This window comes from Mesorhizobium sp. B2-4-7 (assembly GCF_006442685.1).
Lineage (GTDB): Bacteria > Pseudomonadota > Alphaproteobacteria > Rhizobiales > Rhizobiaceae > Mesorhizobium.
This window is the reverse complement of record NZ_VFVH01000012.1, coordinates 37,035-57,049: the sequence shown is the minus strand read 5'-3', so window position 1 is coordinate 57,049 and position 20,015 is coordinate 37,035. Positions and strand designations below refer to the sequence as shown.

Below are 20,015 nucleotides of genomic sequence, written 5' to 3'. Positions count from 1 at the left end.
TACCGCTCAGCCCTTGGTCTCAGGTGCGGCCGTGGCGCCCGCCGGATGCCCACTGCCGCCCTTGTTCTTCTCGAGCACCGCCTCGGTGATCGAGTTCGGCAGCCTGCGTGGCGTCTCGATCAGGCCGAGCACCGGCATGATGATCAGGAAGAAGGCGAAGTAGAACAGCGTCGCCATCTGCGCCATGAACACGTAGCTGCCTTCCGCCGGCTGCGAGCCCAGCCAGCCAAGCAGGATGGCATCGGCCACGAACAGCCAGAAGAACAGCTTGTACCAGGGCCGGTAGACCGCCGAGCGCACCTTGGAGGTGTCTAGCCACGGCACCAGGAACAGCATGGCGATGGCGCCGAACATGCACAGCACGCCGCCGAGCTTGGAGTTGATCGGCCCGATGTTGAAGGTAATGGCGCGCAGGATCGCGTAGAACGGCAGGAAGTACCATTCCGGAACGATGTGGGCCGGCGTCTTCAGCGGGTTGGCGACCGTGTAGTTGTCGGGGTGGCCGAGATAGTTCGGCAGGTAGAAGACGAAATAGGCGAAGAAGAACAGGAACACGATCATGCCGAACGCGTCCTTGATGGTCGCGTAAGGGGTGAAGGCGACGGTGTCGGTCTTCGACTTCACCTCGATGCCGGTCGGGTTCGACTGGCCCACCACGTGCAGCGCCCAGATGTGCAGCACGACCACGCCGGCGATCATGAACGGCAGCAGGTAATGCAGCGCGAAGAAGCGATTGAGGGTCGGATTGTCGACCGCGAAACCGCCGAGCAGAAGCTGCTGGATCCAGTCGCCGACCAGTGGAATGGCGCTGAAGAAGCCGGTGATGACGGTGGCGCCCCAGAAACTCATCTGGCCCCACGGCAGCACGTAGCCCATGAAGCCGGTCGCCATCATCAGGAGGTAGATGATGCAGCCGAGGATCCACAGCAGCTCGCGCGGCGCCTTGTAGGAGCCGTAATAGAGGCCGCGGAAGATATGGATGTAGACCGCGACGAAGAAGAACGACGCGCCGTTGGCATGCATGTAGCGCAGCAGCCAGCCGGAATTCACGTCGCGCATGATCTTTTCGACCGAATCGAAAGCGAGATTGGTGTCGGACGTGTAGTGCATGGCCAGCACGATCCCGGTCAGGATCTGCGCCACCAGCATGATCGACAGGATGCCGCCGAAGGTCCAGGCATAGTTGAGGTTGCGCGGCACCGGATAGGCGACGAAGCTGTCATAGATCAGCCGCGGCAGAGGCATGCGCGCATCGAACCAGCGCTCGATACCGGTCTTGGGCGTGTAGGTCGAGTGTCCCTCGCTCATCGAAATATCCCCTGCCTCAACCGATAAGGATCTTGGTATCGGAAATGAACTTGAATACCGGCACAGCCATGTTCTCGGGCGCCGGGCCTTTGCGGATGCGGCCGGCGGTATCGTATTGCGAACCGTGGCACGGGCAGAACCAGCCGCCGAAATCGCCTTCCTGGCCGAGCGGAATGCAGCCCAGATGCGTGCAGACCTGAACCATCACCATCCAGGCTTCCTTGCCGGGCGTGGTGCGGTTGGCGTCGGTCGCCGGCGCGTCGGCCGGCAGGTTGGCGTTGCGGGCGATCGGATCCTTGAGATCGGCGAGATTGACGGCCTCGCCGTCCTTCATCTCCTTTTCGGTGCGGTTGCGCACCACGACCGGCTTGCCGCGCCACTTGACGATCAGCGACATGCCCGGCGTCAGCGAGGAGACGTCGACCTCGACCGAGGCGAGCGCCAGCGTCGAGGCATCGGGGCGCATCTGGTCGATGAACGGCCACGCGACGGCGCCCGCGCCGACCACGGCGGCCATGCCGGTGGCGACGTAGAGAAAATCTCGACGGTTGGGATCCTGGGTGTCGGTTGCGCTCACGGGTGCCTGATCCTTTCGCCTCTTCCGTGCCGGTGGCGAGCCTTGTTCCCCGCTCATTCACGCCAACCCGACAGCGCATGGCGAACAGGCTAGCGAATTCCTCCGGCATTTGGACTTCGGTTTATGCGTGAAGCCCGTTTTTGTCCAGACGGGTGAAGGCACAAGGGCAGATTGTCGCGGGGACGAAATCCGGCACCGCGCGACAAGACGGCGAATGGCTGTGAAACACCGCCAAACAGCCGGGAAACAGTAGCGAATCCAGGGGCCAGCTTCGCCTCGACACCTGGCTTCGGGGGGTCTATCCTGCCCCCATGGCGCATGTCATAGACCGCGAGGAATGGGCTGTTCGCCCCGACCGCTGGAAGGGCGAGTTGCAATGTGCCCCCTACGGTTCCAACTCCTGCCTGATCTTCAACTACCTGCCGGAGACCGGCGGCGGACCGCGCCTGCATTCCCATCCCTACGCCGAGATCTTCGTCATCCGCCAGGGCATCGGCCTGTTCACGGTCGGCGGTGAGGAGATCGAGGCCTCCGCCGGCCAGATCGTCATCGTGCCGCCCGGCACGCCGCACAAATTCACCAATCTCGGCCCCGGCCCGCTGGAGACGACCGACATCCACGAGAACGGCACTTTCATTACCCAGTGGCTGGAGTGATCCAGGACCAGGTGATTCCTGGAAAAGCGCAATTCCTGGAAAAGTATGAAACGGTTTCCGTCCGCAAACGGGTCAAACAATCCAGCCCTGTCGGTCTTCCGATCGCCGCCTAGATCTATGGCATAGGCAGCCGGCAGGGTCAGGACATGCAAACCTCGAACATCGAAATCGAAGGGCTTAGCATAGCGATCCGCGAGGCGGGCCCGGCTGAAGCGCCTGCATTCCTGCTGCTGCACGGCTGGCCGCAAAGCTCCTATGCGTTCGAAGGGGTGATCGGCCGGCTGGCTGCCGAGTACCGTGTCGTCGCACCTGACCTGCCGTGCATCGGCGGCTCGCAAGGCATGCCTGAGGCCGGCGACAAGAGAACTCTGGCGAGGCTGATGAGAGGCGTTGCCGAGGCCTGCGGGCTGCGGCACCTCTTGGCGGCCGGTCATGATGTCGGCGGCCAGATCGTGTTCGCCCTGCTGCGCGACCATCCCGAGATCCTTTCCGGCGCGGCGATCATGGATGTCGCTGTTCCGGGTGTCGCGCCATGGGAAGAGGTCATTCGCAATCCGCGGATCTGGCACTTTGCCTTCCATGCCGTCCCGGCGCTGCCGGAAACGCTGGTGAGCGGCCACCAAAGCACCTATTTCGACTTCTTCTTCAATGTGCTTTCGAAGGATCGGACATCGATCCCGGCGCAGGCCAGGGAAATCTATGCGAGAGCCTATTCCCGGCCTGAAAGCCTCCAGGCCGGTTTCGATTGGTATCGCGCCTTCCCCGAAGATGCCAAAGCCAATGCCGCGCGGCCCGCGACGCCGACAGCGATTCCGGTGCTGTATCTCAGGGGCTCGGCCGAGTCCGGCGATGTCGGCGACTATGTCGAGGGCCTCAGGGCCGCCGGGCTTTCGAATATCGAGGGCGACATCATTGCCGACAGCGGGCACTTCATCGCCGATGAGAACCCGGAGGCGCTCGCCGCCCGCCTGGCGAGATTCCACAGAGAGATCGGTGCAGCAAGCGCCAGCCTTACATCGCGCCAAGCCTGACCAGCACGGCCTTCGGGATGTTGTATTCGCGGATGACGGCATCGTGCTTCCGAAGGCCGCACAGTTCGCGCTGGATGAAGTAGCCATGCACCGCCACCGCCGCCTCCTTGAGCAGCCGGGGACGCAACTGCTCGTCGCCATTGTTGCGCAGCCGGGCCAGCGTTTCTTCGACGCGTTGTCCGGCGCGGCCGAGTGCCGCCGCCTTCTCGGCGAGGACTTCATGGCCGAGCGCGTCGAAGGCGGCTTCGGCGGCCGAGGCGCTGGTCAGACGGGACGGCGGGCGCAGGGACATTTTCAACCTCCTTTCTCGAAGATCATCCGGTGCGTGACGAATTCTTCGCCCGCCACCGGCGCGAAGCCAAGCCGCTCATAGAAGCCGAAGGCTTCCTGCGGCGCACGGGTGTTGAGCACGGCGAAATAGTGGCGTGCCCTGTCGACAACGGTCTCGACCAGCATGCGGCCAAGGCCCGTGCGCCGATGGCGCGCGCCGACGAACAAATGCCGGACCCGGCCATGGTTCCTGCCCTCGAAATAGGGATCGATGTTCAGCCCGCACACGCCGGCGAGTTCGCCGCCGTGCCATGCTCCGAACAGTGCCTCGCCGTGTTTCAGGAACTTGTTGCGGCCGCCTGCCCAGCCGTCGCGAAGCCGCACCAGCATCCAGTAGCCTTCCCGCCGGCTCTCTTCCATCAGCGCATCGAAGGCCGGTGTCGTCGGCCGCAGCCGTTTCAGCAGATAGTCGGTCTCATGCGTCGCGCCCATGCCGCTACTCCGCCGGCCGCGTCTCTTCCAGCACGGCTTCCTCATGATAGAGGAAGCCGCCGGACTGACGCTTCCACAGCCGCGCGTAGAGCCCGTCGAGCGCCACCAGTTCGTCATGCGTGCCTTGTTCGACAATGCGGCCGCCGTCGAGCACGACGAGGCGGTCAAGCGCGGCGATCGTCGACAGCCGGTGGGCGATGGCTATGACCGTCTTGCCTTCCATCAGCCGCGTCAGGTTTTCCTGGATCGCCGCCTCGATGTCGGAATCGAGTGCCGAGGTCGCCTCGTCCAATATCAGGATCGGTGCATCCTTGAGGAAGACACGCGCGATCGCCACGCGCTGGCGCTGGCCGCCCGACAGTTTGACGCCGCGCTCGCCCACATAGGCCTCGTAGCCCTGTCGGTCGCGATTGTCGCGCAAGGTCAGGATGAAATCATGCGCCTCGGCTTTCCTGGCCGCCGCGATCACCTGCGCGTCGGTGGCGTCGGGCATGCCGAGTTTGATATTGTCGCGCAGCGAACGGTGGAAAAGCGCTGTGTCCTGACTGACGACGCCGATATTGGCGCGCAGCGAATTTTGCGTCACCTGCGAGACATCCTGGCCGTCGATGGCGATCTTTCCGCCTTCGAGTTCGTACAGCCGCAGGATAAGGTTGGCGAGCGTGGTCTTGCCGGCGCCGGACGGCCCGACCAGCCCGACCTTTTCGCCCGGCCGCACCACGAGATCGATGCCGTTGAGCACGCCGAACCCCTTGCCGTAGTGGAACTCGACATTCTTCACCTCGATGCGCCCGCCGGCCACGAACAGTTCCCGGGCGTCGGGTGCGTCGACCAGACCGAGCGGCTGCGAGATCAGCGCCTTGGAATTCTCCAGCACACCGAGATTGCGCAGGATGCTGTTGAGCTGCATCATCAGCCGGCCAAGCAGCATGTTGAGCCGCAGCACCAGCGACAGCGTGAAGGCGACCGCGCCGACGGTAATCGAGCCCTCGACCCAGAGATAGACGGCAAAGCAGCCGATCGCCGTGATCATGATGCCCGACAGCGTCGTCAGCGCCATGCGCACGCCGGTCAGCCGGCGCGTGAACGGGCGCAACGCGTCGAGATAGATGTCGAAGCCGCTCCTGATGTAGCGGTCGTCGCCATCGGCGGAGAACAGTTTCAACGTCTGCACGTTGGAGTAGGAATCGACGATGCGGCCGGTGATCATCGACCCCGCCTCGGCGGTCGCCTCGGCATGTTTGCGGATTGCCGGCAGATAGAGCCTGGCCAGCCAGGCGAAGGCGGCGATCCAGATCAGCACCAGCACTGCGAGCCTGATATCGAGCCCCGCGACCAGCGCCAGCGTCGTCACCGTATAGACGATCATGAACCAGACGACCTCGATGAAGCTTTCCATCAGGTCGCCGGTCGCTTGCCCAGCCTGCCAGACTTTTGTCGCGATGCGGCCGGCGAAATCGTTCTGGAAGAAGGAGTAGGACTGGCGCGACACGTGCCGGTGCGCCTGCCAGCGCACCAGATTGTAGAAGCCGGGCGTGATCGTCTGCTCGTCGACCAGGGCCGACAGGCCGACGACGATGGTGCGGACGACCAGCACCACGACGATCATGAACACAAGTTCCGGCCCGGCGGCCGTCCACAGCGCATGCCAGCTGCGTTCGCCGGGAAGCTGGTCAAGGATGTCGACCAGCCGCCCGACAAAGTAGAACAGCCCGGCCTCGACCAGCGGCGCGATGCCGCCGATGACCAGCATGGCGAAGAAGGCGAACTTGGCCTGGCCGACATAGTGCCAGAGAAAGCCGGCGACGCCGGACGGCGGCCGAAGATTCGTGGGCTCCCTGAACGGATAGACCCAGTTCTCGAACCAGCGATAGACGGCTGTCATCATGCGGCGGCGGCCATCATTCAGCGGCTTGTCCCTTTGCGCCAACGTCATTGGCAACAATGTCGTTTGCAACATTGATCGGGCCTTCATCGAGCAGGAAACCGCCCGACTGGCGCTGCCAGAGCTGCGCGTAGAGCCCGCCCTTGGCCACCAGTTCCTCGTGCGAACCTTCCTCGATGACGCGGCCCTGGTCCATCACCACAAGCCTGTCCATCGCCGCGATGGTCGACAGCCGGTGGGCGATGGCGATGACGGTCTTGCCTTGCATGAGCTTGTAGAGGTTCTCCTGGATGGCCGCTTCCGCCTCGGAATCCAGCGCCGACGTCGCCTCGTCAAGGATAAGTATGGGCGCGTCCTTCAACATAACGCGAGCGATGGCGATGCGTTGCCGCTGGCCGCCGGACAGTTTGACGCCGCGGTCGCCGACATAGGCGTCGAGTCCCTTGCGGCCGCTATGGTCCGAAAGCCCGGCGATGAAGTCCAGCGCCTCGGCGCGCCGCGCAGCCTCGACAAGCATGTCGTCGCTGGCGTCGGGCCGGCCATAGAGGATGTTTTCGCGCACCGAACGATGCAGCAACGAGGTGTCCTGCGTGACCATGCCGATCTGGGCGCGCAGCGAATCCTGTTTCACCGCCGCGATCTCCTGGTCGTCGATCAGGATACGGCCGGCTTCGAGGTCGTAGAACCGCAGCAGAAGATTGACCAGCGTCGACTTGCCGGCGCCGGAGCGGCCGACAATGCCGACCTTCTCGCCCGGCTTCACCGCCAGCGACAGGTTCTCGATGACGCCCTTCTGCTTGCCATAGTGGAAGCGGATGTCCTCGAAGCGTATCTCGCCTTTGGAGACCGTGATCTCCTTCGCACCGGGCCTGTCCTCGACAAGGCGCGGCAGCGAAATCGAGGCGATGCCGTCCTGCACCGTGCCGATATTCTCGAACAGGCCCGACATTTCCCACATGATCCACTGCGACATGCCCCACATCCGCAGAACCAGGCCGATGACCACGGCGACCGCGCCGATCGTCACCGCCTGGCCCAGCCACAGCCACAACGAGATGGCGGTAACCGAGAACAGGAGAAGCGCATTCAGGATGTAGAGCGAGCCGAACAGCACCGTCACCAGCCGCATCGACCGGTAGACCGTGTCGAGGAAGCCCATCATGCCCTCCTTGGCGAAGGAGGCCTCGCGGCGGGCATGGCTGAACAGTTTGACCGTCTGGATGTTGGAGTAGCTGTCGACAACGCGGCCGGTCATGACCGAGCGCGCATTGGCCTGTTCCTCGCCGACCTTGCCCAGCCGAGGAATGAAATAGCGCAGCAGAAGGATGTAGCCGACCATCCACACGCCGAGCGGTGCGGCCAGCCGCCAGTCGGCCGAGCCGACGATGAGCAGCATGCCGAGGAAATAGACGATGACGTAGTTCAGGACGTCGATCACCTTGATCACGCATTCGCGCACGGCGAGCGCCGTCTGCATCAGCTTGGTGGCGATGCGGCCGGCGAATTCGTCCTGGTAGAAGCTCATCGACTGCTTGAGCAGATAGCGATGCACCTGCCAGCGGATACGCATGGGATAGTTGCCCATCAGCGTCTGCTGGTTGAGCAGCGAATGCAGCCATACCGTGCCAGGCAGCGCGAACAGCACGATGAAGGCCATGCTGGCGAGCTTCCAGCCCTCCGTCTGCAGGAAGGTTTCGCGGTTCTGCGCCGAAAGCCAGTCGACGATGCGGCCGAGGAAGCCGAACATCCACACTTCCGCGATGGCGATTGCCGCCACCAGCACCGCATCGACCAGGATATAGGGCCATGCGCCGCGCGTGTAATGCAGGCAGAAGGCAACCAGCGTCTTGGGCGGCTCGACCGGCTCCGCGCCCGGGAACGGATCGAGCCTTTTTTCAAACCAGCTAAACAACAACATAGGTCATGCTCATGAAATCTGTTTCCGCTCACGCGGCGCGTGAACGTGCGAAGTCCTCGGACCGCATGGCGCCGAGGGCCGACGGTCCGGAATCATCCGGACCGTCGGCCCTGCTTCGCGCTATATAGGGGTTCGCGGGCTTTTCGCCGACAGGCTCTTTTGTTGATCCTGACGGTGCGGTGTCGACAAGGCGGATCTTCGCGCCCGGCCGGATCGCCCGGATGAGACGGCGCACCAACGAGGGCCGGCTCGGGTCGGGAACCGCGCGCGAGAAATCGACATCCGGCAGCATGCCGCGATGCGGACGCCGGCGAACCTCGGCGTGGACCGCCGACGAATAGGTTTCGCCGATCAGCAGCGCCCAGGTCGGCAGCCGGTGGATATGCAGGCTCCTCGAGCCCGGTATTCTGTAGGGATCGAACATCGGTCCGTCCTCCGTGCGAAAATAGAGAAAAAAAGGGTGTTCGACGTCCTGCCGCGGGATCGGCAGCTGATCAGTCGAGACGCGTTGGGGCGGGGCCATCGGCCCCTTCGGCAGCTTGAAAAACATCGCAGGATTCCTTCGAAGACCAGGGAATGGTTTCGGCGGAAATCGGTGCGGAAGCGTCTAAGAGATCAGGAGAACCGTCGTACCGAAACCGCCAGCGGGCATGTAGGCCCACGGAGAGGGTGCTGGATGTGCATGGCCATCATGAATTACCCCTCCTTCGGTTCGGGTTGACAATGTACGCTGTATACCCGACTTCGCAGAAAATGGCCACCCGCAGGTCCAGCAATTTCCAAAACCGCGAAGCCGCTGTGGCCGATTTGCCACTTAATAGAAGGATGCGGAAATGAACGACCGTCTCCGCATCGCCCTCTACCAGCCTGACATCGCCGGCAACACCGGCACAATCCTGCGCTTCGCCGCCTGCCTCGGGATCGGCGTCGACATCATCGAACCGGCCGGCTTTCCGCTCTCCGATAAAGCGCTCAGGCGCGCCGGCATGGATTACCTCGAAATGGCTGCCCTGACCCGGCATGTCGACTGGCACGCCTTCGAGGAGTGGCGCAAGGCCCGCGCGCGCCGGCTGGTGCTGCTGTCGACCAAGGCCGCGACCCCATACACCAGCTTCAACTTCGCCACTGGCGATATCCTTTTGTTCGGCCGTGAATCCGCAGGCGTGCCGGATCCGGTCCATCAGGCGGCGGACGCGCGGCTGACGATCCCGATGCAGGCCGGCGCGCGCAGCATCAATGTGGCGCTCTCCGCCGCCATGGTGGCCGGCGAAGCCACGCGACAACTGGGCCAGAATGCCATCCGCTGAAGCGGCGGCCACGGTCCCGCCGGCGCCCGCGACACGGCCCTCGCCCGTCATTCTCACCCAGGCGCACATCGCCATCTCCTGTCGTTTGCATGTCGATGGCTTCTTCGCTACAAGCTCAACTTAACTTGAGGTCAAGCGGAAAAGTGCGAGATGGCGCCAGCAGCGGAATTAACGGTTGGCCAAGTGGCCGCGCGCAGCGGTGTCGCGGTGTCGGCGCTGCATTTCTACGAAGCTCGCGGCCTGATCCGCAGCCACCGCACGGCAGGCAACCAGCGCCGCTACGGCCGCGACGTACTAAGGCGCGTGGCCATCATCAAGATCGCGCAGGAGGTCGGCATTTCGCTGGCCGAGATAGCGACGGCGCTTCAATCCCTGCCCGAGGGCCGCACCCCGACGCGCGACGACTGGAGCCTGCTGTCGACCGCCTGGCGCGACGGGCTCGACCGCAAGATCGGTCAATTGAAGAAATTGCGCGACGGGCTGACCGACTGCATCGGCTGCGGCTGCATGTCGATCGACAAATGTCCGCTCCGCAACAAGGATGACCGGCTGGCCAGGGAAGGAACAGGGGCGAGAAGGCTGGTTCTTCCTTCTCTCGGTTCACGGAGAGAAGGTGCCTGAGCGTAGTGAAGGCGGATACAAGGGGCGACGCCTGTATTGGGTTGTCCCCGTAAACAGGGCGAGGAATTCTAATCCGCCGCCGGCAGGCGCCTTATGGTGAATTCGATCAAATCGCCCGGCCGTTCGAACCAGCTTTCGATCTCGGTCCAGTAAGCCTGCTTGGGGAAGCGCTCGAACCATTCCTTTGCCTTGAGGCGAGCGTCCGAACGCGGCAGGACGAAGGTTTCGCGCAAAAATCCGTCGCGCGGCATGCGCGCGCGTTCAGCCCGGCTTTGATCGAGCCTTTTCTTCAGGCCATCCAACGGCGGTCTTGCCGGGGTGCGCACGAAGGTCTCCTTGCTCCGATCAGATCAGACTTGACCCTTTCCCCTAAGAGATTAGGGATCGCGCCGGCAAAAGACGAGTCATTTGTAGGGGCCGGCCGCCCCGAAACCGGAGACAGCACTTGGAACGACCTGAAATACCGGTTGGCCTGCCCGCCGACATCGAAGAAAAGAAGATGAAGGCACGGCTGTGGTTCGAGGCGCTGCGAGAACGCATCTGCGGCGCCTTCGAGCAGATCGAGCAGGATCTCCAGGGCCCGCTCGCTTCATGGTCGCCGGGCCGGTTCGAAAGGACGCCGTGGGAGCGTGACTCCGGCAAGGGCGGTGGCGGAACCATGTCGATGATGCACGGCCGAGTCTTCGAGAAGGTTGGCGTCCACACCTCGACGGTTTACGGCGAATTCTCGCCCGAATTCAGGAAGCAGATGCCCGGCGCCGAGGAGGACCCGCGCTTCTGGGCATCCGGCATTTCGCTGATCGCGCACCCTTGGAACCCCAACGTTCCGGCCGTGCACATGAATACGCGCATGGTCGTCACCTCGCGCCACTGGTTCGGCGGCGGCGCCGACCTCACCCCGGTGCTCGACCGACGCCGCACACAGGACGACCCTGACACAATGGCCTTCCACCGCGCCATGCAGTTCGCCTGCGAGAAGAACGCCGGCATCGCCGACCATGCGAAATTCAAGGCCTGGTGCGACGAGTATTTCTTCCTTCCGCATCGCAACGAGCCGCGCGGCACCGGCGGCATCTTTTTCGACTGGCTGCATTCGGGCGAGGACAAAGGCGGCTGGAATGCCGATTTCAACTTCGTCCAGGATGTCGGGCGCGCTTTTCTCGTGGTCTACGGCCATCTGGTGCGGGGTAATTTTAACGAGAACTGGACCGATGGCGACCGCGACGAACAGCTCATCCGTCGCGGCCGTTACGTCGAGTTCAACCTGCTTCACGATCGCGGCACCATCTTCGGCCTGAAAACCGGCGGAAACGTCGCCTCGATCCTCTCCAGCCTGCCGCCGGAGGCTCGCTGGCCGTAAAAAGATGGTGAGCGCGCCGTGAGCCGCATTGATGTCCCATTCGCTGCGAAATGGGCACCGAATGTGGCGCGGGAGCCGTCGCAAAGTTTCTTTTTCGTCTAATAGGCATCGGAAAAGACTAGGCTATTTGTCGGGACGGGTCGGGAAGCGCCGGCGGTTCGCCTGCGCAATTCCAGGAGTGCAGAGCGGTTCTCCGTTCGGAATTGCGTCAGAACGAAGCGGATCGCGACTCGACGCAACCGGACGGCCCAGGACGATGCGGGACACCTCTGCCAAAAGGGTGCCCGCGCTTTCCAGGAGTACTTCGCAATGCGCAAGATCATTGTTTCGGCCGCAGCGGCTGCCATTCTTGCTTCCGGTTCGGTGGCATTCGCCGCCGTCAAGCACACCACCGGCACGATCAAGACCTTTGATACGGCGTCCAAAAGCCTGGTTCTCGACAATGGATCGTCTTTTACGCTTCCCCGGACCTTCAAGGATCCTGGCCTGAAGGTCGGCGAGAAGGTCAGAGTTTCATGGGACATGAGCGGCAAGGATAAGGTTGCCGAGGCAGTCAAGATCATGAAGTGATGACCTGCCCATAGGGCTGGCGTAAGAGGGCGGAGCAGCGCTGCTCCGCCTTTTTGTCGTTGACGGCAATCAATGCCACCCCATCTGTGTTATGGTTTCACCCGCTCGTGGTCCAACCAGTCTCAAGGTCGGACAACGCGCCAAGAAGATGCGGAGTCCCTGCCGCCTTTTGCAGGACGGTCGACCGGACTCCATGGAGGAAAAGGAGAAATCCCATGAAGGAATTCCACTGCGGCTCGCTCGTTCCAGGTTGTGAATGGCACACGCGCGCCGAGGAGGAAGCCGAGGTCATGCGCCGTGCCGTCGAACATATGCGCGAGACGCATGGCGAGACGATCATCCGCGAAACGATGATCGAAGCGATCCGCTCGCGCATCGAGAAGGTCCGCGACGCGGCCTGATTTGGAGCAAGTTCCGGAAATCGCGGCGATTTCCGCCCGGATTGCGTTGACTGATGCTTTATCCGGCCTTCAGGGCCTGCGCGGCGCGCTTGAGCAGCGCGTCGCGATCGGGCCCAAACCCGGCATCGACCCATTCCGCTTCGAGATTCCTGAGGATCGCGCCGAGTTTTGGCCCGGGCATCCCCCCGATCGCCGTCAGATCGGCGCCCTTGAGCGGAAACACGGGCCTTTCCCATCTCAATGCGAAGGCGAGAAGTCGGGAAAAGCCGCCTGCCTCGATGAGCGCATCGGTCTGGTCCACCGCGCGCACCCGTGCCGCTGCGAGTGACAGGCGAAGCCGGTCGACGACCCCCTGCCGGTCGCCGCGGTAGAGCGTCTTGGCCAGTTCGCCTTCGGTCGTTTTCGGCGCGATCCCCGGCGTAAGCGCCCAGTCGCGCAAACGGTTTGCTTCCGCCGTCGACAGTCTCAGCCGCTCGACCAGCGTCTTCATGCGCGCCGCATCCGGCGGCACGATCGCCTCCAGCCTGAGCAGCGGGTCCGCGGTCCAGCCCAGATCCTTCTCGGCTCTGGCCAGGCCGTGGATCGCGTCGATGCCCCATTTCTCGCTTTCCGGCAGCACGCTGGTCAAAACGCTCGCCTGCCGCATCCACAACAGCGCGCGGGACGGATCGGCCGCCGACAACAGTTTCTTGAGTTCGGACCAGACGCGCTCGGCCGAGAGCTGCACGAGCCCTCCCTTCAGCCGGGCGCAAGCCTTCAGCCCCTCGGCGTCCGGCCGGCCTTCGCCATACCAGGCGAAGAAGCGGAAAAAGCGCAGGATACGCAGATAGTCCTCGCGGATACGCGCTTCCGGATCGCCGATGAAGCGCAGCCGGCGCCCCTCTATGTCGGCGACGCCGCCGACCAGATCGACGACCGTGCCGTCGGCTTCCGCGTAGAGCGCATTGATGGTGAAGTCGCGCCGTTCGGCATCAAGCTTCCAGTCTCGCCCGAACGACACCTTGGCGCGGCGGCCGTCGGTCTCGATATCCGCGCGCAGCGTGGTGATTTCATAAGGCTTGCCGCCGGCAATCACGGTGATCGTGCCGTGCTCGATGCCGGTCGGAACCGTCTTGAACCTCGCCGCCTCGGCGCGGCGGATTGTCTCCTGCGGTAGGCAGGTGGTGGCGATGTCGATGTCGGCGACGGGCTGGCCGATCAGCGTGTTACGCACCGCGCCGCCGGCGACCCGCGCTGCCTCGCCGCCGCTCGCCAGAATGGCAAGCAGGCGCTGCAGATGCTTGTCGCCGAGCCAGTCGGCCCTGTCAGCGATCGAGACCTTCACCCATAGAGCCTTTCATAGAGCGTGCGGATGATGCCGGCGGTGACGCCCCAGATGCGCCGGTCGCCATAGGGCATATCGTAGAAGAACCATTCGAGATCGTTCCAAATGCGGCTGTCCCTGATGTGGTTGGCCGGATCCATGAGGAAGCGCAGCGGCACTTCGAAGGCCAAGTCGACCTCCTCGGCATTGAGTGTCAACTGGAAAGGCGGCCGCACGATGCCCAGCACCGGCGCGATCCTGTAACCGCTGCCCGCGACATAATCGGGCATGCGGCCGATGACCTCGATATGGTCCCGGCCAAGGCCGATTTCCTCGAAAGCCTCGCGCAGCGCCGCCGCTTCCGGACTGGCGTCGGTCGGATCGATCGTCCCGCCGGGAAAGGCCACCTGCCCGGAATGGTTGCGCAGCGTCTCGGCCCGCTTGGTCAAAAGAACCGTGGCATCGTCCTGGTGATCGACGATCGGGATCAGCACCGCCGCTTCGCGCAGCGGTTTCGCCCGGTGGAGGCGCGGATGGCCTGGATTGAAGCGATGATCGCCATAGTCGTCGCCGGCATGCGCCTGCGGCTGCGCGGCAAAGCGCGCGCGCAAATCGGCAATGGAAAAGGGCGTCGGCGTCACCTGGTCCATCATGAACTGTCCGTCACGCGCTCAGCTGCCTCAGCCTGTCGGCCGGCATGATCGGATAGGCCTGGCCTTTCGAACGAACGGCAAACATCAACCTGCCGCCGATCTCGATCTCCTCGCCATGCTCGACCAGTTCGTACATCACCGGCCGCGCCACCAGCGCCTCCAGCCGCCCGCGCACCAGCACATAAGGCTTCAGCCCGCCGGTCTCGTGCTCGTCGACGAAGCGCAGCGGCCGCTCCGGTCCGGCCTCGACGACGTCGCCGACATTGGTGCGGAACGTGATGATCTGGCCCTCGCCGCTGCCCGAGACATCCATCTCGACGGCGATGAAGGGTGCGTCGGCGACGCGGATGCCGACCTTTTCCACCGGCGTCACCAGATAGGTCCTGCCGTCCGCGTCCTTGCGCAGCACCGAGGAAAAAAGCTGTACCAGCGGCATGCGGCCGATCGGCGTGCCGAGATAGAACCAGGTGCCGTCAGCCTTGATTTCCATATCCAAATCGCCGCAGAAGTCGGGATTCCAGCGCTCCACCGGGGCCGGCCCCTTGCCGGCGCGGGCCGCACGCGAGATCAGCGCCTCGAGGCCGCGCGCCTCGGTCGCGGCCGCCAGGCTTTGCTGTCTTTGTTCGGAGCCCTCTGCCATCGTCACGAAATAGTCACTGTTGTTGCGCTTGTCAGCCTAACTCTGTGATTTAAATTTGAAGGCAGGCGCCAGACGGAGCCGAATCGCGGCATTCTGCGTCAAGCTGGTATTTCCAACCACAAGGATCGATGCTGCATGAGCGTGATGGTCAAGGAAAGCCCGATCAGCGAAAAAGACATGATCGCCGAGGCCGAGAAGGCGCTGGCCGACATTTCTAGGGTCCGCGACGGGGTCGGTCGCATCATCTTCGGCCAGGAAAGTGTCGTCGAACGCGCTCTGGTGGCGCTTCTGGCCGGCGGCCACGCGCTGCTGGTCGGCGTGCCGGGCCTCGCCAAGACCAAGCTGGTCGAGACGCTGGGCATCGTGCTCGGCCTCGATTCGCGCCGCATCCAATTCACCCCCGACCTGATGCCCTCGGACATTCTCGGCTCCGAGGTGATGGAGCAGGACGAATTCGGCAAGCGCTCCTTCCGCTTCATTTCCGGGCCGATCTTCGCGCAGTTGCTGATGGCCGACGAGATCAACCGCGCCTCGCCGCGCACCCAGTCGGCGCTGCTGCAGGCCATGCAGGAGTATCACGTCACCATTGCCGGTGCCCGCCACGACCTGCCCTCGCCTTTCCATGTGCTCGCGACGCAAAACCCGCTGGAACAGGAAGGCACCTATCCGCTGCCCGAGGCACAGCTCGACCGTTTCCTGATGCAGGTCGACATCCTCTATCCCGAACTCGAGGCCGAGCGCCGCATCCTTTTGGAAACCACTGGGGTCGAGGACGCGAAGGCACAGAATGTGCTGCAGCCGGCGCGGCTGAGGGATATCCAGACGCTGATCCGCCGCATGCCGGTGCCTGAAAGCGTGGTCGAGGCAATCCTGGCCCTGGTGCGCTCGGCGCGCCCCGGCCAGGGCAACGCCGAAACCGACAGGCATGTCGCCTGGGGCCCGGGTCCCCGCGCCAGCCAGGCACTGATGCTGTGCACGAGGGCGCGCGCGCTCTATGATGGGCGGCTGGCGCCGTCGGTCGACGATGTGCGGGCTCTGGCCGAGCCGGTGCTCCAGCACCGCATGGCGCTGACCTTCGCCGCCCGCGCCGAAGGCACCAGCGTGCGCGATGTGGTGGCCAAGCTCGTGAAAGGGATTTGATGGCGCGCATCGGCGAGCTCCAGGCTCCGGCAGCGACGCGCGACGCGCTCGCCCGCGGCCGGTTGCGGGCTTCGCTCGTGCCCGACTTGCTGGTCGAGGCGCGCCGCATCGTCAACACCGTGATCGCCGGCTGGCATGGCCGCCGCAAGCGCGGCATCGGCGAGAATTTCTGGCAGTTCCGGCCCTATGTCGAAGGCGATTCCTCGCGCATCGACTGGCGCCGCTCGGCCCGCGACGACCACACCTATGTGCGCGACCGCGAATGGGAAGCGGCCCATACGGTGTGGCTGTGGGCCGACCCCTCGCCGTCCATGCTCTACAAATCGACCGGTGCCGCCGTTTCCAAGCAATCGCGCGGCCTGGTGCTGGCGCTGGCCATGGCCGAGCTGCTGTCCCGTAGCGGTGAGCGCATCGCCTGGCCCGGCCTTACCGATCCGTTCACCGCCCGCAACGGCGCCGAGCGCATCGCCGCCCAGCTCATGCATGCCGGCGACTTGCCGGCCAAGCCCGATCTCTCCGGCATCCGCCGCTTCTGCGACATCGTCATCGCCAGTGATTTCCTCGACCCGGTCGAGGAAACCATGGCCTGGCTCGACGTGCTCGCCCGCCATGGCGTGCGCGCGCATCTGATCGAGGTCGCCGACCCGGCCGAGGAGACATTCCCCTATGCCGGCCGCACCGAATTCACCGACCCGGAGAGCGGCGAGAAGCTGACCGCCGGCCGCGCCGAGATGCTGGCCGATGAGTATCGCCTGCTCTATGGCGCCCGACGCCAGGAACTGGCCAGCTGGTGCAAGCGGCTCGGCTGGAGCTTCACCGTCAACCACACCGATCGGCTGGCTTCCGACGCCCTGGTACGCCTGCACATGGCGATGACCGATGGCGGTCAGCCCGGGCTGACCGCTGTTGGCCGCGCCGGCATGATCGCTGGTGGCGATCAGCCCAGGCCGATCGCTGGCGATCGCGGCGGCATGATCGCTAGTGGCGATCAGCCAGGAAAGGCCGTCGCATGAGCTGGCTGCCGCTTTCCTTTGGCGCGCCCATGCTGCTGTGGGGTCTTTTGGCGCTGCCGGTGATCTGGTGGCTGCTCAGGCTGACCCCGCCCAGGCCGCAGACCGAGGTGTTTCCGCCGCTGAAGATCCTGGCGCGCGTGCTGAAGCGCGAGGAAACCCCGCAGCAGAGCCCCTGGTGGCTGACGCTGCTCAGGCTGCTGATGGCGGCGCTCATGGTCGCCGCCCTTGCCGAACCGGTCTTCAATCCGCGCGAGAAACTGCCGGCCGAGGGCGCGGCCCTGGCGCTGGTCGTCGACAATGGCTGGGCAAGCGCCGCCGACTGGAACAAGCGCATCGCAACCGCCGAGCGGCTGATCGCCGACGCCGGTTCGAACGGCGTGCCGATCATCATCGCCTTCACCGCCGAAAAACCCAATGCCGAGATCGGCCCCTTCGATGCGGCCGCGGCGCTCGACCGCCTGCGCGCGGCAAAGCCCCGGCCGATCCCGACCGACCGACCGGCGGTCTACGCGCGCGTCGCAGCCGCCCTGGAGCGCCTGCCGGGCGCCAGCGTCGCCGTGCTGGCCGACGGCCTGGCGGCGAAGGGCGACGAGGCCGCCTTCAACACGCTTCTGTCCAAAAACGCTGCCCGGGTCGTGTGGGCCGTCGCCGACCGGATGCCGCTGACCGGCCTGACGGGCGCCGAGAACGAGGTCGACGGTTTTGCCCTCACCGCCATCCGGCCGCCCGGCGATGCGGCCCCGGCGCAAGTCACCGCCGGCGCCTTCGACGACAAGGGCCGCCGCATCGCCGATGCGACGCTGACTTTCGCACCCGGCCAATCCACCGCCACCGGCACCATGGCGGTGCCGTTCGAGCTGCGCAATGATTTCGCTTCGATCGCGCTCGATGGCGAGCGTCAGGCGGGCGCGGTGCGCGTGCTGGACGAAAGCTCCAAGCGCCGCCGCGTCGGACTCCTGTCGCAGGCCGAGGCCGACCAGGCGCAGCCGCTGCTGTCGCCGCTCTACTACATCAGGCGCGCGCTGCAGCCCTTCGCCGACCTGGTCGAACCTTCCAGCGCCGACCTGGCCGACGCCATTCCGCAGATCCTCGACCAGAAGCCGGCGATGATCGTCATGGCCGATATCGGCACCATTCCCGCACAGATCAGGCCAAGGCTAGTCGACTGGGTTGAAAAGGGCGGCACGCTGGTGCGTTTCGCCGGGTCGCGGCTGGCCGCCGCCGGCAATGACGACGACCTTCTGCCGGTGCGTCTGCGCACCGGCGAACGCTCGCTCGGCGGCGCACTGTCATGGACCACGCCGCAGCCGGTCACCGAATTCCCCAAGGCTGGCCCCTTCGCCGATCTGGCGCCGCCGACCGAGGTGACCGTTTCCAGGCAGGTGCTGGCCGAACCGACGCCCGATATCGTCGAGCGCACCTGGGCAGCGCTTGCCGACGGTACGCCGCTGGTCACCGGGCTGAAGAAGGGCAAGGGCACGCTCGTGCTGTTCCACGTCACGCCCGAAGCGACCTGGTCGAACCTGCCGATCTCCGGCAGCTTCGTCGAGATGCTGCGCCGCATCGTGCAGCTGTCGCGCAACCAGGGGGCCGCCATCGCCAATGCCGAAGCCGCCGCCACCTCGCTGGCGCCCTACCGCATGATAGCGGCCGACGGAATGCTGGTGCCGCCGACGCCGGATGCGCGCCCGCTGGTGCCGGGCGCCGGCGCTCTGCCGGTGACCTTCGAGAACCCGCCCGGCCTCTATGGCTCGGAGGCCGGCGTTTTCGCCCACAATCTGCTCGATGCGACAAGCACGCTTGCGCCGCTGGCGCGCCCGCAAATCACTGTCCCGGTCACCACAATTCAGTATGCCTTTGACGAATCGCGTAATTTGAAGGGCGCGCTGGTGGCCGCTGCGCTGGCGCTGATGGTGCTCGATACGCTGGCGGTGTTCTGGATGGGCGGCCTGTTGACGCGCAGGCCGCGCCGCGCTGCGGCCGTAACCACCATGGCGGCCATTCTGATCGGGCTCGGCGCGCTGTTCGGCCATGTCGGCCCCGCGCGCGCCGACGATGCCAAGCCTGGCGACACCGCCGCGATAGAGGACATCTCCAAGACCCGGATCGCCTATGTGCTGACCGGCGTGCCCGGCGACGATTCGATCAGTCGCGCCGGGCTCGAGGGCCTGACCCGCTTCCTCATCGAGAAGACCGCGCTCGAGCCGGGCGCGCCGGCCGGCGTCGACATCTCCAAGGACGAGCTTTCGTTCTTTCCCCTCATCTATTGGCCGATCGATCCGGCCGCAGCCATGCCCAGCCAGGCCGCGATTGCCCGTATCGATGCCTATATGCAGCAGGGCGGCACCGTGCTGTTCGACACGCGCGACCAGTTCGCCAACGGCATCGGCGCCGACTCGACCAGCCCCGCCACCGAGCGGCTGCGCGACATCCTCGGCAACCTCAACGTGCCGCCGCTGGAGCCGGTGCCGTCGGATCATGTTCTGACCAAATCCTTCTTCATCCTGCCCGAATTCCCTGGCCGCTTCGCCGGCAGCCCGCTCTGGGTCGAGGCATCGCTCGACGCCAGCAATGCCGAAAACCGGCCGGTGCGTACCGGTGACGGCGTCTCGCCGATCATGATCACCGCCAATGATTTTGCTGGCGCCTGGGCCGTCGACGAGAATGGCGACCCGCTGCTGCCGACCGTGCCCAACGATCCGATGCAGCGCATCTATGCGCTGCGCGCCGGGGTCAACATCATGATGTACATGCTGACCGGCAACTACAAATCCGACCAGGTGCACGTGCCCATATTGCTTGAACGGTTGGGCCAGTAAGATGACGCTCCTTCTTGCGCCCGCCCCGCGGATCGGCCCTCCCTGCAAGGG

General features: G+C 64.7%; 21 protein-coding genes. 10 read left to right on the top strand and 11 right to left on the bottom strand.

Features of this window, described 5'->3' with window-relative positions; translation table 11 throughout:
• Positions 1-6 precede the first annotated feature (6 nt).
• Both FJ946_RS26045 and petA read right to left on the bottom strand, forming a co-directional pair.
• Positions 7-1,308 (bottom strand): cytochrome b N-terminal domain-containing protein, encoded by a 1,302-nt coding sequence (locus FJ946_RS26045; protein ID WP_140496035.1) that lies wholly within the window; start codon positions 1,306-1,308, stop codon positions 7-9.
• 16 nt (positions 1,309-1,324) lie between these two features.
• On the bottom strand, positions 1,325-1,885 hold the full coding sequence (gene petA / locus FJ946_RS26040) for a ubiquinol-cytochrome c reductase iron-sulfur subunit (protein WP_140496036.1): 561 nt from the start codon (positions 1,883-1,885) through the stop codon (positions 1,325-1,327).
• A 311-nt stretch (positions 1,886-2,196) separates the two neighbouring features.
• Between petA and FJ946_RS26035 the strand changes: the two genes are divergently transcribed.
• Positions 2,197-2,541 (top strand): cupin domain-containing protein, encoded by a 345-nt coding sequence (locus FJ946_RS26035; RefSeq protein WP_140516914.1) that lies wholly within the window; start codon positions 2,197-2,199, stop codon positions 2,539-2,541.
• A 146-nt stretch (positions 2,542-2,687) separates the two neighbouring features.
• On the top strand, positions 2,688-3,572 hold the full coding sequence (locus FJ946_RS26030; protein WP_140516916.1) for an alpha/beta hydrolase: 885 nt from the start codon (positions 2,688-2,690) through the stop codon (positions 3,570-3,572).
• Here FJ946_RS26030 and FJ946_RS26025 read toward each other — a convergent pair.
• The 5 genes from FJ946_RS26025 to FJ946_RS26005 are packed head-to-tail and all read right to left on the bottom strand — an operon-like array spanning position 3,553 to position 8,687.
• Entirely contained in the window at positions 3,553-3,864 is a 312-nt protein-coding gene (locus tag FJ946_RS26025) for a DUF6665 family protein (protein WP_140496039.1), read from the bottom strand. The genes FJ946_RS26030 and FJ946_RS26025 overlap by 20 nt on opposite strands.
• 2 nt (positions 3,865-3,866) lie before the next feature.
• Positions 3,867-4,334 carry a GNAT family N-acetyltransferase gene (locus FJ946_RS26020; RefSeq protein WP_140567084.1) on the bottom strand — a complete coding sequence of 156 codons (468 nt, stop codon included), beginning with the start codon at positions 4,332-4,334 and terminating at the stop codon, positions 3,867-3,869.
• Between the two features lie 4 nt (positions 4,335-4,338).
• Positions 4,339-6,222, bottom strand: coding sequence for an ABC transporter ATP-binding protein (locus FJ946_RS26015; protein ID WP_140567086.1), 1,884 nt, complete (start codon positions 6,220-6,222; stop codon positions 4,339-4,341).
• 13 nt (positions 6,223-6,235) lie between these two features.
• Positions 6,236-8,137 carry an ABC transporter ATP-binding protein gene (locus tag FJ946_RS26010; protein ID WP_140567089.1) on the bottom strand — a complete coding sequence of 634 codons (1,902 nt, stop codon included), beginning with the start codon at positions 8,135-8,137 and terminating at the stop codon, positions 6,236-6,238.
• A 28-nt stretch (positions 8,138-8,165) separates the two neighbouring features.
• On the bottom strand, positions 8,166-8,687 hold the full coding sequence (locus tag FJ946_RS26005; RefSeq protein ID WP_181173421.1) for a hypothetical protein: 522 nt from the start codon (positions 8,685-8,687) through the stop codon (positions 8,166-8,168).
• A 283-nt stretch (positions 8,688-8,970) separates the two neighbouring features.
• Here FJ946_RS26005 and FJ946_RS26000 point away from each other — a divergent pair, with 283 nt between their 5' ends.
• Complete coding sequence (locus FJ946_RS26000; protein WP_140496042.1) at positions 8,971-9,444, top strand: tRNA (cytidine(34)-2'-O)-methyltransferase; 474 nt, start codon at positions 8,971-8,973, stop codon at positions 9,442-9,444.
• 150 nt (positions 9,445-9,594) lie between these two features.
• A complete protein-coding gene (gene soxR / locus FJ946_RS25995) occupies positions 9,595-10,065 on the top strand; it encodes a redox-sensitive transcriptional activator SoxR (protein ID WP_140567091.1) in 471 nt (156 codons plus the stop codon).
• Positions 10,066-10,133: 68 nt separating this feature from the next.
• Here the strand turns inward: soxR and FJ946_RS25990 are convergent, their stop codons facing one another.
• Positions 10,134-10,391: a hypothetical protein gene (locus FJ946_RS25990; protein WP_023770299.1), complete on the bottom strand. Its 258-nt coding sequence runs from the start codon at positions 10,389-10,391 to the stop codon at positions 10,134-10,136.
• Positions 10,392-10,510: 119 nt separating this feature from the next.
• Here FJ946_RS25990 and hemF point away from each other — a divergent pair, with 119 nt between their 5' ends.
• From hemF to FJ946_RS25975, 3 genes are all read left to right on the top strand, one after another.
• Entirely contained in the window at positions 10,511-11,425 is a 915-nt protein-coding gene (hemF, locus tag FJ946_RS25985) for an oxygen-dependent coproporphyrinogen oxidase (RefSeq protein ID WP_140556107.1), read from the top strand.
• 309 nt (positions 11,426-11,734) lie between these two features.
• A complete protein-coding gene (locus tag FJ946_RS25980; protein ID WP_140567094.1) occupies positions 11,735-11,995 on the top strand; it encodes a DUF1344 domain-containing protein in 261 nt (86 codons plus the stop codon).
• Between the two features lie 215 nt (positions 11,996-12,210).
• Complete coding sequence (locus FJ946_RS25975; protein WP_140496047.1) at positions 12,211-12,396, top strand: DUF1059 domain-containing protein; 186 nt, start codon at positions 12,211-12,213, stop codon at positions 12,394-12,396.
• Positions 12,397-12,454: 58 nt separating this feature from the next.
• Here FJ946_RS25975 and FJ946_RS25970 read toward each other — a convergent pair whose 3' ends face one another.
• Genes FJ946_RS25970 through FJ946_RS25960 form a run of 3 tightly spaced genes read right to left on the bottom strand, consistent with a single transcriptional unit; the run spans position 12,455 to position 14,992 of the window.
• Complete coding sequence (locus FJ946_RS25970; RefSeq protein WP_140567097.1) at positions 12,455-13,720, bottom strand: CCA tRNA nucleotidyltransferase; 1,266 nt, start codon at positions 13,718-13,720, stop codon at positions 12,455-12,457.
• The gene (locus tag FJ946_RS25965) at positions 13,717-14,349 is read right to left on the bottom strand and encodes a CoA pyrophosphatase (protein ID WP_140524963.1); all 633 of its coding nucleotides are present in this window, start codon (positions 14,347-14,349) and stop codon (positions 13,717-13,719) included. The genes FJ946_RS25970 and FJ946_RS25965 overlap by 4 nt, the downstream gene beginning before the upstream one ends.
• 13 nt (positions 14,350-14,362) lie before the next feature.
• Complete coding sequence (locus FJ946_RS25960; RefSeq protein WP_140517010.1) at positions 14,363-14,992, bottom strand: DUF1285 domain-containing protein; 630 nt, start codon at positions 14,990-14,992, stop codon at positions 14,363-14,365.
• 135 nt (positions 14,993-15,127) lie between these two features.
• Between FJ946_RS25960 and FJ946_RS25955 the strand changes: the two genes are divergently transcribed.
• From FJ946_RS25955 to FJ946_RS25945, 3 genes are read left to right on the top strand one after another with little or no spacing between them, the layout of a single operon-like run.
• A complete protein-coding gene (locus tag FJ946_RS25955; protein WP_140496049.1) occupies positions 15,128-16,132 on the top strand; it encodes a MoxR family ATPase in 1,005 nt (334 codons plus the stop codon).
• Positions 16,132-17,145, top strand: coding sequence for a DUF58 domain-containing protein (locus FJ946_RS25950; RefSeq protein ID WP_140524921.1), 1,014 nt, complete (start codon positions 16,132-16,134; stop codon positions 17,143-17,145). Before FJ946_RS25955 ends, FJ946_RS25950 begins: the two co-directional genes overlap by 1 nt.
• Positions 17,142-19,964 (top strand): DUF4159 domain-containing protein, encoded by a 2,823-nt coding sequence (locus FJ946_RS25945; RefSeq protein ID WP_140567100.1) that lies wholly within the window; start codon positions 17,142-17,144, stop codon positions 19,962-19,964. The genes FJ946_RS25950 and FJ946_RS25945 overlap by 4 nt, the downstream gene beginning before the upstream one ends.
• Positions 19,965-20,015 lie beyond the last annotated feature (51 nt).